The following is a 14,586-nucleotide window of genomic DNA, read 5'->3' as shown; positions in this document are numbered from 1 at the left end:
GATGATTCATCGGGCTCCATCTGGCAGATAGGAAGGTGGTTCAATGAGCCGTCAGTTTCTTACCTCTGGATAGTAGCAACAGGGAATGTGATTGCAAACGGATCAACCTTAAGCAGCGCCCATGGCTTGCAGAGCGAGATATCAGGGAACAATGCAGCGTTGATGGACAGCTCGTCAATCTTGGCGAGTCTGCCTTTCCCTTTGCCGGAAAATTGTGTGTAATACAATTGCTGTTGATGCTGTTGAACGAGCGGGAATGGTAGCAGGCGTGTGTTAACGGGAAAGCTTGGGCCAAATGCAGATAAGGTCAGATCAGCAATGGATACCCCAGCTTGACTAACTTGCACGTGTTCTTTACCAGAAGCCAGCTTCTGGAATGAGAACGCAGCAAGCTCCTTCGGAATGCCCCAGTTCTCCCAGCCATTATCTACACTATCTGACGTGGATACATATATTTTGCTAATCGTATTAAGTTTGCGGCCTTGGTGATGGAACTTTCCTGGGATGAAGAGCAATTCTCCATAAGGTCCGGCGTCAGAAGACTCGTAATTCACGAGCATCACACTCCCCAATCCCCCACTGAACTGACCTTCTAGAAAAGCGGGCACCCGCCCATGCTGCGCTACAAATTCCTTAGTGAAACGATAGATTAATATGTAACCTGAGCCCTGGAGCTGCCAGGGAGCTGGATAATGATTCATTTGAGTTTCTCCTCTCTTTGCTTCTGCTGAACCCACTGTTGTAATTTTGCATTTTCATGATTGGCGTATAAACGTAAAACAAATGGAAAAATGCGATTAAGTGTATTCATTAAACGAAAAGTCAACGAAGGGTAGATGTCTCTTTTCCCCGAGCCTAACCCTCTGACCAGAGCAGAAGCGACGGCTGCCGCCGTTTGTGAAGGCCACGGCATAGGGCTATTACCTGCATTTTTGAAGAAATCGGTACGGGTGGAGATGGGGTATATGACTTTGAAGTGTTGACCTGAGCTCAGCTCATATCGGTATGCCTGGGCAAACCCGCGAATCGCCGCCTTCGTTGCACTGTAGAGTGCATATCCGGGCAGTGGCAGAATCCCCATTCCACTGGCTGTGCACATGACGGTATATGGACGATCCCCAAGAAGCTGCTTCATCTTCTGTGCACTGTAGATCGCTCCGAAGGTATTGATGTTAAAGATGTTGGAGATATGTTGCCAGTCTGGCGAGCCGAGCAGCTCATAATAAGCAAAGCCTGCATTGGCGACAAAAATATCAACGTCACCCATGACGTCAAGGGCAAAATCGAATAACTGATCAATTCCTTCCTGTGTGGACAGGTCACCGACATAGGCGAATAACTGAATATCATCCGGCGTTAGACCGCCGATTTCTTTGGCCGCGGCCACGATGGTGCAATTTTGCTGGAGGAGCAGCTTTACAACTTCTAACCCTATTCCCGAGGAGGCTCCGGTAACAATGACCTTCTTATGATTTAGTGTCGTTGTGGTCATGCTGATCCTCTCCTTCGGGCTTGAGATTCAGAAGTGTGTCAAGCTGCCCAATGGTGTGTAGCAGCATATGGATCTGCTCAGGGGTGAAGTGGTGAAGACTGGAGGATACCGTTGAATAGTTGAAATCCTCAATAGATTGAATCTTGGCTCTGCCTTCGGAGGTGATGAACACTTCAACGACTCGTTTATCGGTCTTCGAGGTGGTTCGATTCGCGAGCCCTGCCTTTTCGAGTTTGGTCACCATCCGGCTTGTTACAAAGTCCTTCACTCTCATGCGATTCGAAATCTCGGATATTCGCATACCTGGATACCGGATCAGAAGCTGGAGTAGATACACCTCATTCCAATCGACGTGGAATCGTTCAACCTCTCTCTGTTCGAATAGATAAATACTCTGTAAAAATGAAAATAAAGCATCATTCACTTGTTGCTGAGGAATTCTTTCAGTCATGAAGATCGCCACCTTGGCTTTATAGTCGTGAAGTTATACCGATTCATTGGATTGAATTCAATCTACTGCATTTATTTGCAAAATGCAAATAAATAATCGGAGCACAGTAATGCTGCTCCAATCGTCTTTTTCAGTGATGAATACAGTAAGAGGGAAGGGCTACCTTTGATGCACTCGGTGACGGCTGCGCATGACAGCTTGAACCCCAATAGCGGCGGCAATCAACAGCAGATTGAACACAAATACGGCATATAGAGAGCTGTACTCAACGAGTAATGCAGCGATGATCGGGGACACGATGGAGCCGATCTCCGCAGCAGACACAATCTTTCCAATCACGTTACTCCGATTCTTTTCCGGAATGTGGTCACCGACGTGTGCGAAGAACGAATCCATATAACATGCACCGCCCACGCCTCCAATCAACATGCCCACATATACCCATAGATAAGACGCCGTGCTTAGAAATACGATTACTTCAATACCGATCATCAGCATACCGAGCATACATAACAACAAACGATCGCCCATGCGGTCGGACAAATAACCTGCAACGGGTGCTGCCGCCAGTGTGGAGAGACCCGCAACGGTGAAGGCCAGACTGGTCTGGAGTGGGTTCCACTGCATAATATGAGCCGCATACAGAGCGAAGTAGGTCAGGAATACAGCATAGGCACTCATCTCAAGAAAATGAACGGTGGCATAACCAATAAATTGTTGTCTCTGCGATCGTGCCGGGTTATCTGTGTCAGGGAGGTTACTTTGATCAGGATCAGGGTTTACGAATGCAGCGGCATTGGTGGGGATAGGAGGTGGATCTGTAGTAGGAGAGGAAGGGTTATGTGTATTCAGATCTTGCGTTACTAGTATATCCAGGTATGTGGTGCTCCTGCCCTTCATGCTCCACGCTGCACCCATAGCCATAAGACAGCAGAGTGTAACTAGCCAAAAGGGGACGGATAAAGGCCAGTGTAATGCTAACCAGCCACTAATGACAGGGCCAAGAACCATACCGCCGCCTTCACTGCTGCTGATGTAGCCGTTATATAACCCACGGTTGCTTACATCGCCTTCATCCCCAACGATGGATCGTACTATTACTGTAAGACCTGTAGAGGCGAATCCTTGAAGTAGCCGCAATGAACCGAAGAGTAGAGCAGTGGAAGAGACAGCAAAACCCGCCATGCAGACGGCGAGCATCAGGAGCATGAGAATCAGAGCTTTCTTGCCCCCCAGTTTGCGATATAGAGCGGCGGCAGGGATACCACCCAGTACTTTCCCGACATAAAAGAGTGCAAAAATAATGCCCATCATCCATCCGCTCATCCCGAATTCTTCAATGAATAAAGGAAACAGAGGGATGATCATGAAGCCGCCCATCTGACTGAGAAAACAAATGAGCATAAGCAAAACGAGGTTACGTCGGATATCCACCAATAAGACTCCTCTCTCGATCAAGAGATCATGCAGCAAAAAAAGCTAAGGGACATGTATACGTATAGATAGACATATCCACGACATTGTATGTGCCAACTGCTCAGGAGAGAAGAAAAATCAAAAAAATAAAAAGACGTCCTGGTGGGACGCCTTATGTACTGTTTTATTGCCCTTCATACGTTTGCCAGATATCTGAAATGTCGACACTTATAGATGAAGAGGAACGTTTTGGATCTAGTATTTAACGGAATGTCTTTAAAAACGAAAAAAAATAAGTTACATTAACCTTATTCGAAACATGGCTGAATCAAAGTTGTGTATAATGGATAAGGTTCTTTAGGATAAACCTCAAGTTTAAGGGGGCGAAATGGTATGTCAGATCAACAACCGATTATCCGGTTCGACCGGGTAACTCAGCAATATGATCAAGATGAGGCTGTACTGAAGCAAGTTAGCTTTGAGATCGAGCGAGGTAAATTTTATACATTATTAGGACCGTCAGGCTGTGGTAAAACAACCATTTTGCGACTGATTGCTGGCTTTGCAACGCCAACACAAGGCAGCATTTATTTTAACGGTGCCTTAATTAACAGTGTGCCTGCCCATCAGCGGCAAGTGAACACGGTATTTCAAGATTACGCATTATTCCCACATTTGAATGTGTTTGAGAACGTCGCTTTTGGTTTGCGCATCAAAAAGATGAAAACGGCTGAAATTCGCAGCAAAGTATTGGAAGCACTCAAATTCGTCAACCTATCCGGTTATGAAAACCGTGAAATAGGCGAGATGTCTGGTGGTCAGAGACAACGTGTTGCCATTGCTCGTGCAATCGTCAACGAACCCGAAATCTTGCTGCTGGACGAGCCGTTATCAGCACTCGATCTGAAGCTTCGTACGGAGATGCAGTATGAGCTGCGTGAATTACAGCAACGGCTGGGAATCACGTTTATTTTTGTCACGCATGATCAGGAGGAAGCACTCGCGATGTCAGATGAGATCTTTGTCCTGAACGGTGGTGTGATCCAGCAGAGCGGGACGCCGAATGACATCTATGATGAGCCGATCAACCGTTTTGTCGCAGATTTCATCGGGGAATCTAACATTGTATCCGGTAAAATGAAGCAGGATTTTGTGGTGGAGTTTGCTGGTGCAGAGTATGAATGTGTGGATCAGGGGTTACAACCAGATGAACCTGTTGAGATTGTAATCCGTCCGGAGGATCTGGAGATCACGACCGAGGAACAAGGGAAAATGAAGGTCAACGTAGACTCCCAGCTATTCCGCGGGGTACATTACGAGATCTCTACCTACGATGATGCGGGCAATGAATGGTTGGTGCATTCCACGAAGAAAGCTGACGTAGGTGCACGAATCGGTCTATATTTTGATCCGGAAGCGATCCACGTTATGCGTTTCAACGAGACGGAAGAAGAGTTTGATAAACGACTAGAAGCATACCAAGAGGCTGTTCATGCAGACTAAGGCGAGTGCACGCAATGCGTATCTGATTCCATATGTGCTATGGATGGTGTTGTTCGTTGTCGCCCCGGTATTGCTCGTTGTCTATTATTCGTTCTTCGATGTGGAGGGGAACTTTACGCTGGGCAATTATGCCCGCTTCTTCACGCCGGTATATATGCAGATGACGCTCAGTTCATTCTGGTACGCACTGCTCATTACCGTATTCTCTCTCTTGATCTCATATCCGACGGCGTATCTGCTAACTCGGACGAAGCATAAGCAGCTCTGGCTGCTGCTCATTATTTTGCCAAGCTGGATTAACCTGTTGTTAAAAGCCTATGCGTTCATCGGTTTGTTTGGTACATATGGTCTAACCAATTCCTTGCTGGAGGTTATTGGCATTGGGTCACAGCAGATCTTGTTTACCGATTTTAGTTTTATCTTTGTATCGGTGTACATTTTCATTCCGTTCATGATCTTGCCGATCTTCAACGCACTGGAAGAGATGAACCCATCACTGATCTATGCAGCGCGGGATCTAGGTGCTTCTTCATGGCTGACCTTCCGTAGGGTCATCTTCCCGTTGACACTTAGCGGTGTGAAATCGGGCTGCCAGGCTGTATTTATCCCGGCATTGTCCCTGTTCATGATTACCCGCCTGATAGCGGGGAACCGGGTGATTACGCTGGGGACAGCGATTGAGCAACATTTTCTCGTTACCCAAGACTGGGGAATGGGTTCGACCATTGCGGTCTTTTTGATTATCGCGATGGCTCTCATTATGTTTTTAACTGGATCAGGGAATAAGGAGGTGCGTCATGGGAAGAAACGGAAAACTGTCTAATGTCTATCTGGCTGTTGTATTTGCCATCCTATACGCACCGATCGCGTACCTGATCTTCTATTCCTTTAATAGTGGCGGCCATATGCGAAGCTTTGAAGGATTTACATTGGAGTGGTATAGGGAAGTATTTGCGGATACACGCCTGCTCATTATCGTTTTGAATACCTTTGTTATTGCGCTGTTATCCTCGGCCATTTCTACAATGCTGGGTGTGGCGGGTGCGCTCGCCATCTACCATGTACGCCGCAAACGAACAAAGAGTACCTTGTTATCACTGAATAACGTACTGATCGTCAGTCCCGATGTCATTATCGGTGCGTCGTTCCTCATTCTGTTTACGATGATTGGCATTAAGCTGGGTTTTACATCAGTTCTGCTATCTCATATTGCTTTTAGTGTACCGATCGTCGTTATTATGGTGCTGCCGAAACTACAGGAGATGAGCCCAACCTTGATGGATGCGGCGCGTGACCTTGGGGCAGGATCGTGGCAGATCCTAACGCGTGTGGTACTGCCGTATGTGAAGCCAGGCATATTTGCTGGATTTTTCATGGCACTAACCTATTCACTAGATGATTTTGCGGTAACCTTCTTCGTCACAGGAAACGGCTACTCTACGCTCTCCGTAGAGATCTATTCACGGGCACGCCAAGGTGTATCTTTGTCCATCAATGCATTGTCCACACTGTTGTTCCTGCTGACGGTACTGCTTGTTGTGGGCTACTACTTCATTAATCGCCGCGCGGCACGGACACCTGCTGGAAGGGGGCTACGTCCATGAAGCAATTGGTACGGACATTTGCACTTGTCTTTGTGGCGGCCTTTGCCTTGATGATCCTAACGTCTTATCTGAACAAGAGCCAAGGCTATTCTGGCGGCAATACGCTGACCATCTATAACTGGGGCGATTATATTGATCCAGATCTGCTGACGGAGTTTGAGGAAGAGACAGGCATGAAGGTCATCTACCAGACGTTTGACTCCAATGAAGCGATGCTGACCAAGATTGAGCAGGGGGGAACCACGTTCGATGTGGCGATTCCTTCCGAGTATGCGATTAGCAAAATGAAAGAAGAGAACCTGCTCGTTGCCTTGGATCATAGCAAACTGCCTAATTTGAAGAATATTGACGCCCGGTTCATGAACCTGTCGTTTGACGAAGACAACAAGTTCTCTATTCCTTATTTCTGGGGAACGGTAGGTGTTGTGTTCAACCCGGAACTGGTCGATGGGCTGACATTTGAGAGCTGGAACGATCTGTGGGATCCTCGCTTGAAGAATCAGATTCTCTTACTCGACGGTGCTCGTGAAGTCATGGGAATGGGGCTTAACAGCCTGGGTTATTCCCTGAATGATACCAATGAGGATCACCTGCAAGAGGCACTCGCGAAGCTGTCTACATTAACGCCTAACGTCAGAGCAATTGTCGGAGATGAGATCAAAATGTTGCTCGCCAACGAGGAAGCAGCAGTTGGGCTCGTCTGGTCTGGAGACGCGTCTGAGATTATGGATGAGAACGACAAACTGGATTATATGGTGCCAGAGGAAGGCTCGAATCTATGGTTTGATAACATGGTCATTCCTACCACTGCACGAAATGTTGAGGGAGCGCATCAGTTTATCAATTTCATGTTAGATCCAGATCACGCTGCTCGTAATGCGGAGTACGTGGGGTATTCCACCCCGAATGCCGCTGCATTAGCGCTATTGCCTGAGGACATCACCGAGGATGAACGCTTTTATCCCGATGAGACGCTGACAGGTAAGCTTGAAGTGTACGATAATTTGGGCAAAAAAATGCTCTCGCATTACAACGACTTATTCCTGGAGTTTAAAATGCATAGCAAATAGCCAACGTGCTAAAGAATCCACCACACCTTATTGGGCTGATTTGCAGGGATGATGAATTCTAACGAACTTCAGCGACGCTATTCCGCGAAATAAGAGGGCAAAACGTCAAAAGTAACTCTAATTATCATAAATAACGATGCTGAGATTCGTTAAAATTCAAAAAGGTGTGAAATGCAGTCAATAGCGTGTCTACGGTTCGTTAGCTTTCAAAACAAAGAGCTACATCTCGTCAACGCTTGTATGACGAGTATCCATACTCCGCCATACAAACGTTGCAGAACGCTCACCTGCAACACTCCAAAACGAAAGATCCCCTGAACGATAATAAGTTCAGGGGATCTTTCGTTTTTTCCTTACCCTACTTCTAGAGCTAATAGCGAATGGAAGTGCCCTATATAAGATGATACTGAAGATCACACGTTAACGGAGAAGGCAGAACAAACTGGAGAAGCGAAGCGCTCGCCTTTATCCCCGGATTTTACCCTTTACATAAGGGAATCAAGAAAATCTGGGGATAGCAGCGATCGTAAGTTGTTCTGACTTCGGAGTGGCTTGTGTGATCCCACCAATCAGATTATATTGCGTCATTACATGTGCTTTTTGCGACCCACGATGAGCCATGCCCCGCCCATAATTAGCACAATCGCTACAATAGGCTGGAAGAAGGACATGCTGTTTAACATCGAGCCAATCGACATTACCGCGAAGAACAGCAAGAAGAGCACGGTCAGAATGTTGATCGGAATCAACAACCATTTGTTACGTCCACCGAACCAATACAATTCGAACAGACCCACAGCTACCGCAAGAATAAAGCCAGGCCACATCGTTCCCCAGTTATCAAACAGCATCGCGATTTGGCACACAATACCTGTAGTGAGCAAAATACCGCCGGGAACGAGCAGGCCAACCCCTCGGCCGATCATAGAGAAGTAGAGCCAGTGGAAGAATAATCCCAGTGGAATAATGAATAATGTGGGCCAGAATGTGGCGAAGATCATCCCTGGACCAACTGAACCTCCCTGGTTCAGAATTAAATACACACCTAGCAGGATGAGGACAGGCGCAAAGATTGCACGTTTTGCCATCGTAGTGTTCTCCCTTTCTCTTCGTTTTACGAACGTTGTCATTTCAATATACACAGCATACCATGAATTGGAAGAGAATAACCTCAGTCCTTGGCGTTAAAAAGAACCTAGACTTAAGTCTAGGTTCTGCGTTCTCATCCATATGATTTACCAGTAGGTTCTACAGGTAGGTCGAGTCTATTTTTGTGATATGTCAGCATGTTTCTTGCCCCAGCTATTTACGCCGTCATCCTCAATAATGGAGATCGCTGCATCGGCAATGTCCGGGTTGGTCATCAGTTTCTCCTGAATACGGAATTTGATATCATCCGCATCTGCGAGGGATAGCCCTTTAGTTAACTCAATCAGACCTTCTACATGATAATAGCGACCTTCCTGAATGATGCGCATCATTTGGATATCAGCCACATGGGTATCTGCGAGAATGGTCTGGGATACTTTATCCTCAATATCCTGCGGAGCAGCTACACCGATGAGTCCGATCATATTGTCATAACCGACTCGGAAGGCTACTGCGATCATGAGACAACCAATGAGCGTAGTTACGATGCCGTCGAGCAGCGCGAAGTTGGTCAGCGCAATGACCACAACTGAGATCAGGGCAAGCGTTGCCCCAAGTACTGCCACCACATCTTCGTAGAATACGAGACGTGTTGGTGGTGCAGCGCGACCTACGTTTTTGATGGCGGCAGGTACCAGTCCGAATCCTGATGCTTTGGGTGCACGCGCTTCTTTCAGGATTTCCTTCATCGCTTTGATCAGAATGGCTCCGTCAATCAAGATGTTTAATACGAGTACACCGATGTTAATCCATAAGCCACCGGTATGACCAACCGGATGCTGCAACAAATGAATACCCTCGTGAATTGTTTCATAGGCCATGATGGTGACCACGATAACGGCGATCATGCAGAAAATGTTAATGACACGCCCGAATCCTGTAGGGAATCGTGGAGTTGGTTTTTTCTCAGACAATACACTTCCGACAAATACAAACCCCTGGTTAATCGCGTCAGCCAAAGAGTGCATCGCCGAGGCGAACATGGCACCACTACCACTGAATAGGAAGGCTCCTCCTTTGCACAGAGCAAGTACTGCATTACCCGCCATGGCTACGGCAGAGGATGTGTTTCCTTTTTTGACGAGAGACATGAAGCTCTCAGACTTCGGTTGTTCAGCCACTTCGAAAGTTCCTCCCAGAAATATGTGATAGGTGTAGAAAGACAGTCCCGATCTGGATAGCATGTGCATTCCCACTAAATGTTATTATAACCGTCTTTACATATCCCAGCATTATGCAAAAAAGGTCATATCATCAACGGGGTAGCCTCAGCATTCGAAGACAGGAGGGTGTGTTTTGAAATAGTGTATAACTTTAGTATTCCTTCAGTATTCAATCGCGTCCAAGGCGCGTAAATTCTTGTTGGATTGCTCCAAAAGCTCTGTAAATGTGCCAGCCACATAATAGATAAAGTCGGGGTCATGCTTGTACATAATGATCTGTCCATATGTCCCTTCTGTGGTTGGATCGAAATCGAACATTAGATATAATGAACCGCCTCCCAACATCCCGAAGGTAACCCATTTCTTTTGAAACAGATAAGGCTTGATTCGGGCATCCAGTGTGCTCATCTCCTCAGCAGTGTAGAAGTCTTCCAGCTTATTCTCTACAACCGTGGCTTGCTCTCTGTGAATCTTCTCTAGCGATAATAGATAAAATGCGGTGTCTTGGCTGCCTTCAGCATCGGTAGGATATAGGATATGAAAGCCATAACCACTCCCATTTTTGCGTTTGTAAAATGCACGAAAATCCGCGGGCAAACGCACACCATATTCCTGCTCGAATGCATCCAACTGTTCGTCTGTGACACCGTCTAGCTCACGATAGGCGGCAAGTAGCTCTTCATTTTCCTCATCCTGTACTTTCTCATCCAACATAGCATCAAGCTCGTCCATCAATGCATATATTCGTTGTTCCGACATGCCAATCCCTCCAGTGAACTATTGAGAACCAAGCAGTGAATGATGTACAAAATAAGCCTCGTCTGATTTCACCTCAGATTATAGGTATAATCCGGAACGTCTCACAAGAATCGCGAGTCCTTGTCTATATGCTACATTGGTCTCAGGTTTTAGCACCCGTAACAACCCAAAAAAGCGTGAGCGACAGGGAAGATACCTGTGCTCACGCTTTATTTTATTCATATCCTTTTCGATCCAATGATTTAATCAAACTTCCAACAGGACAGACTTAGATTGCCCAGCTGATAGGCTTTGAACATCAAGGTCGCCTGCTTGTTGCGATCCCCAGCACCCATTGCAAGTAGCAAAGGTACGAAGTGTTCTGGTGTAGGCACGGCTGCTTGCGCAGAAGGAGCAAGTGTATCGTAGGCAAACAGAGACTCGGTATCCCAGTTCTCCAATTTGTCCTGTAACCAATTGTCGAACTCCAGCGCCCAAGGGTCTATTTCGTTGCTGCCCCAGTTTAGACGACGGAGATTATGCACAGTTCCGCCGCTGCCAATAACAAGAACATCTTGCTCGCGCAAGGAACCGAGTGCTTGTCCTACCTGATACTGTTGTTGTCCTGTCAGATATCGGTTTACAGATAAAGTGACAACAGGAATGTCGGCTTCGGGGTAGAGCAGACGAAGCACAACCCATGCCCCGTGATCCAATCCGCGTACATCATCTGTCTGCACCGGTATTCCGGCTTCCGTGAATAGACGTTCAACCTCAGCGGTGGTCTCAGCATGTCCCTGAGCAGGATATTTGATCTGATACAATTCAGGCTGGAATCCGCCAAAATCATAAATTGTCTCATACTCCGCGACAGAAGAGACTTGTTGCGTCGTTGCTTCCCAGTGAGCGGAGAACAAAACGATCGCTTTAGGTTTAGGTAGCGTTTGTCCGAGTTCCTGCAAAAATTCAGTGTATGCATTTTCCTCCAATGCAAGGGACGGGGCACCGTGTGCAATAAATAGAGATGGCATCATTATGAATTCAGTCCTTTCGGTTCTTCGGTTAGCAGGATCGCATCTGTCCGAAGGAAGTGTTGGAATTGTTGGTATAGCTCGGGAGTCACATGATGACCGCCGTGATAAGGTACGTAGGTGACGTGATCGGTATATTGACGGAAGAAATTCGCATTATCTTCACCCAACTGCAGTGGGAATAGATGATCCTGATCACCATGGGAGATAAACGCAGATAATGCTGGATTCGGTTGAAGCGTGTATTCGCTTTTCACAAATTGCGGTAGATAACCACTCATCGCGACAATGCCTTTGATGGCATCTCCCATCACGAGGGCAAGAGTCATCGCCATAATAGCGCCTTGGCTGAACCCGGCAATATAACGTCTCGAAGGGTCAATAGCATACTTGGAGGACAGTTCAACTATTAATTGCTGTAGTCCTTCAACGGACGCATCATATAATTCACGGATTGGATTGCCAATGCTCTTGATCTGAAAAAATGCATAACCGCCACCTTGAACGATCGGCCCACGCACCGCCACGATAATAAAATCAGACTGCAAGGGCTCCATCAAACGGAGCATATCTTGTTCATCTGACCCCATGCCGTGCAGAGCGAAGATGACGGGATATTGTTGATCTGCATTGTAATGAGCAGGAAGACGGACTTCATGAATATACGTTGATTGCATTGAAAAACACCACCTTGGTAAGAAATGAGTAGATTCTATTTTCAAAACTGAAAGTTCACCAATATGAAATAATTATTCTTATTTATGAACAAAATTTATCATGCATCCATTGTGAGGTCAATACCTTTTTTGTATTATAGAACTATGTTGTGTATAGGGAATATTGGTGGAGATAGGTTTGGGTCATTTCAATGGGTTTACAACTTATGATCAAGGACGTGATAAGCATGTTAAAAGGTATTGTCCCTATTCTGAGGATGTTTGATGAGAACAAGGCAAAAGAATTCTACCTGAACTACCTCGGTTTTCAATTGGATTGGGAGCATCGATTTGAGCCGGATATGCCCTTATATATGCAGATTTCGCGTGATACAATTATCATCCATCTATCGGAGCATCATGGGGATTGTACGCCCGGAGCGGCGCTACGAGTAGAGACAGACGATGTGCAAGCGTTGCATCAGCAACTTCAACTCTCCAACTACAAATATGCCCGACCTGGTGTTGAGGACACGCCTTGGCATTCAAGGGAGATGACTGTAACTGATCCGTTTGGTAACCGAATTATTTTTGCTCAGACCATGACGGAGTAGATCGTTTATACAGGGAAGGAAGGGGGAGCGATATGGATATTGGCTCAGCCATTCGTACGATCCGCAAACAGAAACAGATTACCATTATGCAAATGTGTGAAGGTACAGGCTTGTCCAAAGGATTTATTAGCAATGTGGAAAATAATAAAACATCACCATCAATCGCTACGCTCGAAAGTATAGCCGATTATCTTAACGTGCCACTTCCTTATCTGTTGCTGACACCAGAACAACGGATGAACGTGGTACGCAAGCATGAACGCCAGGAGACCACTGCGGGTAGTGGGCAGATCAAGGTACAGCATCTCACCGCCAAGGGTGCCATGCGCATGTCCATCGTGGAACTTCCGCCGGGAGCGTCGACAGGTATTAGCAAACATGTGGGAGAAGAGAGCCATCTTATTTTACAGGGCAAAATTCGCGCAGAGCAGGGCGAGGACGTTGAGCTGCTTGAAGAAGGTGATTCCTTCACTTGGAATGCCATCGTGCCGCATGAGGTCGCCAACATCGGAGATGAACCGGCCATTGTGTTAATCGCCGTATCGAAGGAGCTGGATTTGGATCAATTGTGGAATGCCTAGCCCCTGTGCCCTGTGTAGCCCGATATAGTGTAGAACGATGACAGAGAGAGCAAGGAATACTAAATGAGAGCAAGACAAAAAGGCCGCCAGAATAGCTCTGACGGCCTCATTTGCATAAGGCGATGTACCTTATGTAGTTGTTTTATTGTGGATTCGTTGTCCAGATGCCCGCAGCTTTGACAAATACACGATCCGAAAGCTTCAGCGTTGCCAAAGCAAGTTCAGCTACATCTTCCGCTTGCATCATGCGATCTTCGTCGCCGACTTTCAGGCCTGCATTCGTAGCAAGCTCTGTATTTACCGTACTTGGCGTTAGAGCTGTTACGCGGATATTGGATTTGCGTACTTCCTGCATGAGGGACTCGGTCATACCGAGCAGGGCGAACTTGGATGCACAGTACGCTGAACCTGTAGCGAATCCGCGCTCACCTGCCGTAGACGCGATATTGATAATGCTTCCGCTGCTCTCTTTAATCATGCTTGGCAGTACAGCACGTGTTACATAATATGTACCCATGACGTTGACATGCAAGATGCGCTCCCATTCCTCTGGGTCCATATCTAATAGCGTGCCGAAGGTAGCAATACCTGCGTTATTGATGAGAATATCGATGGCACCAAGCTCCATCTCGATGGCAGCAACAGCTGCCTCAGCCTGTGTACGATCTGAGATATCAGCAATAGCGCTGGTTACTTTGACACCATGCTCTTGACTAAGCGATTGTTGGAGTGCTTGCAAATCCGAAGCTGTGCGGGCGATCAGTCCAAGATGCACACCTTCTTTGGCAAGTGCCTCTGCGATGGCACGACCAATCCCTTTACCTGCACCAGTGATGATCGCTGTTCTATTCTTAAGTTCCATGTGGGTAATTCCTCCTTCGAGATGATCTATAAAAATTAAACTAAAGAATATTTACACTTGCCACTCCGATGACAGAACAACCTTCCGATCGCTGTTATCCCCAGATTTTTTTGAATTTTTCCTTAAAGGAGAAATCCGGGGATAAAGGCGAACGCTACGCTTCTTCAGGTTATTTCTGCCCTCTCCGTTCCCGTGTAAATGTATAGTTCAATTTGTATAGCATTTGATTATACTATATTACCCACGGTTCGGATAT

At 46.6% G+C, this 14,586-nt stretch carries 16 protein-coding genes; 6 read left to right on the top strand and 10 right to left on the bottom strand.

All coding sequences use genetic code 11. From position 1 onward, the window contains the following. Positions 1-59: 59 nt before the first annotated feature. The 4 genes from V6W81_RS27225 to V6W81_RS27210 form a co-directional block, all read right to left on the bottom strand. Positions 60-701, bottom strand: a complete 642-nt coding sequence (locus V6W81_RS27225; protein WP_338540953.1) for an acetoacetate decarboxylase family protein — start codon at positions 699-701, stop codon at positions 60-62. Then, positions 698-1,492, bottom strand: a complete 795-nt coding sequence (locus V6W81_RS27220; RefSeq protein ID WP_338540952.1) for an SDR family NAD(P)-dependent oxidoreductase — start codon at positions 1,490-1,492, stop codon at positions 698-700. Before V6W81_RS27220 ends, V6W81_RS27225 begins: the two co-directional genes overlap by 4 nt. Then, a complete protein-coding gene (locus V6W81_RS27215) occupies positions 1,467-1,943 on the bottom strand; it encodes a MarR family winged helix-turn-helix transcriptional regulator (protein WP_338540951.1) in 477 nt (158 codons plus the stop codon). The genes V6W81_RS27220 and V6W81_RS27215 overlap by 26 nt, the downstream gene beginning before the upstream one ends. Positions 1,944-2,102: 159 nt before the next feature. Beyond that, positions 2,103-3,377, bottom strand: coding sequence for an MFS transporter (locus V6W81_RS27210; protein ID WP_338540950.1), 1,275 nt, complete (start codon positions 3,375-3,377; stop codon positions 2,103-2,105). Between the two features lie 375 nt (positions 3,378-3,752). On the opposite strand from V6W81_RS27210, the gene V6W81_RS27205 reads away from it, so the two are divergent. The 4 genes from V6W81_RS27205 to V6W81_RS27190 are packed head-to-tail and all read left to right on the top strand — an operon-like array spanning position 3,753 to position 7,536. Next, entirely contained in the window at positions 3,753-4,862 is a 1,110-nt protein-coding gene (locus V6W81_RS27205; RefSeq protein WP_338540949.1) for an ABC transporter ATP-binding protein, read from the top strand. Continuing rightward, on the top strand, positions 4,852-5,685 hold the full coding sequence (locus V6W81_RS27200) for an ABC transporter permease (protein WP_128103914.1): 834 nt from the start codon (positions 4,852-4,854) through the stop codon (positions 5,683-5,685). Before V6W81_RS27205 ends, V6W81_RS27200 begins: the two co-directional genes overlap by 11 nt. Continuing rightward, complete coding sequence (locus V6W81_RS27195; protein WP_056701927.1) at positions 5,660-6,466, top strand: ABC transporter permease; 807 nt, start codon at positions 5,660-5,662, stop codon at positions 6,464-6,466. The genes V6W81_RS27200 and V6W81_RS27195 overlap by 26 nt, the downstream gene beginning before the upstream one ends. Continuing rightward, positions 6,463-7,536, top strand: a complete 1,074-nt coding sequence (locus V6W81_RS27190; protein WP_145044561.1) for an ABC transporter substrate-binding protein — start codon at positions 6,463-6,465, stop codon at positions 7,534-7,536. Before V6W81_RS27195 ends, V6W81_RS27190 begins: the two co-directional genes overlap by 4 nt. A gap of 587 nt (positions 7,537-8,123) precedes the next feature. Here V6W81_RS27190 and V6W81_RS27185 read toward each other — a convergent pair. The 5 genes from V6W81_RS27185 to V6W81_RS27165 all read right to left on the bottom strand — a co-directional run bounded on the left by V6W81_RS27185 (position 8,124) and on the right by V6W81_RS27165 (position 12,294). Beyond that, complete coding sequence (locus V6W81_RS27185; RefSeq protein ID WP_056701931.1) at positions 8,124-8,624, bottom strand: hypothetical protein; 501 nt, start codon at positions 8,622-8,624, stop codon at positions 8,124-8,126. 177 nt (positions 8,625-8,801) lie between these two features. Beyond that, on the bottom strand, positions 8,802-9,776 hold the full coding sequence (locus tag V6W81_RS27180) for a cation diffusion facilitator family transporter (protein ID WP_430701397.1): 975 nt from the start codon (positions 9,774-9,776) through the stop codon (positions 8,802-8,804). 234 nt (positions 9,777-10,010) lie between these two features. Then, positions 10,011-10,607 carry an SMI1/KNR4 family protein gene (locus V6W81_RS27175; protein WP_338540947.1) on the bottom strand — a complete coding sequence of 199 codons (597 nt, stop codon included), beginning with the start codon at positions 10,605-10,607 and terminating at the stop codon, positions 10,011-10,013. Between the two features lie 242 nt (positions 10,608-10,849). Further along, the gene (locus V6W81_RS27170; protein ID WP_338540946.1) at positions 10,850-11,620 is read right to left on the bottom strand and encodes a DODA-type extradiol aromatic ring-opening family dioxygenase; all 771 of its coding nucleotides are present in this window, start codon (positions 11,618-11,620) and stop codon (positions 10,850-10,852) included. Next, on the bottom strand, positions 11,620-12,294 hold the full coding sequence (locus V6W81_RS27165) for an alpha/beta hydrolase (protein WP_338540945.1): 675 nt from the start codon (positions 12,292-12,294) through the stop codon (positions 11,620-11,622). The genes V6W81_RS27170 and V6W81_RS27165 overlap by 1 nt, the downstream gene beginning before the upstream one ends. Before the next feature lie 227 nt (positions 12,295-12,521). Between V6W81_RS27165 and V6W81_RS27160 the strand changes: the two genes are divergently transcribed. Both V6W81_RS27160 and V6W81_RS27155 read left to right on the top strand, forming a co-directional pair. Further along, positions 12,522-12,887, top strand: coding sequence for a glyoxalase superfamily protein (locus V6W81_RS27160; RefSeq protein ID WP_338540944.1), 366 nt, complete (start codon positions 12,522-12,524; stop codon positions 12,885-12,887). 32 nt (positions 12,888-12,919) lie between these two features. Then, positions 12,920-13,468, top strand: a complete 549-nt coding sequence (locus V6W81_RS27155) for a helix-turn-helix domain-containing protein (RefSeq protein WP_338540943.1) — start codon at positions 12,920-12,922, stop codon at positions 13,466-13,468. A 142-nt stretch (positions 13,469-13,610) separates the two neighbouring features. On the opposite strand, the gene V6W81_RS27150 is transcribed toward V6W81_RS27155, so the two are convergent. Beyond that, on the bottom strand, positions 13,611-14,330 hold the full coding sequence (locus V6W81_RS27150) for a 3-ketoacyl-ACP reductase (RefSeq protein ID WP_056701941.1): 720 nt from the start codon (positions 14,328-14,330) through the stop codon (positions 13,611-13,613). Positions 14,331-14,586 lie beyond the last annotated feature (256 nt).

This window comes from Paenibacillus tundrae (assembly GCF_036884255.1).
Lineage (GTDB): Bacteria > Bacillota > Bacilli > Paenibacillales > Paenibacillaceae > Paenibacillus.
This window is presented reverse-complemented; position numbering and strand designations above follow the sequence as displayed.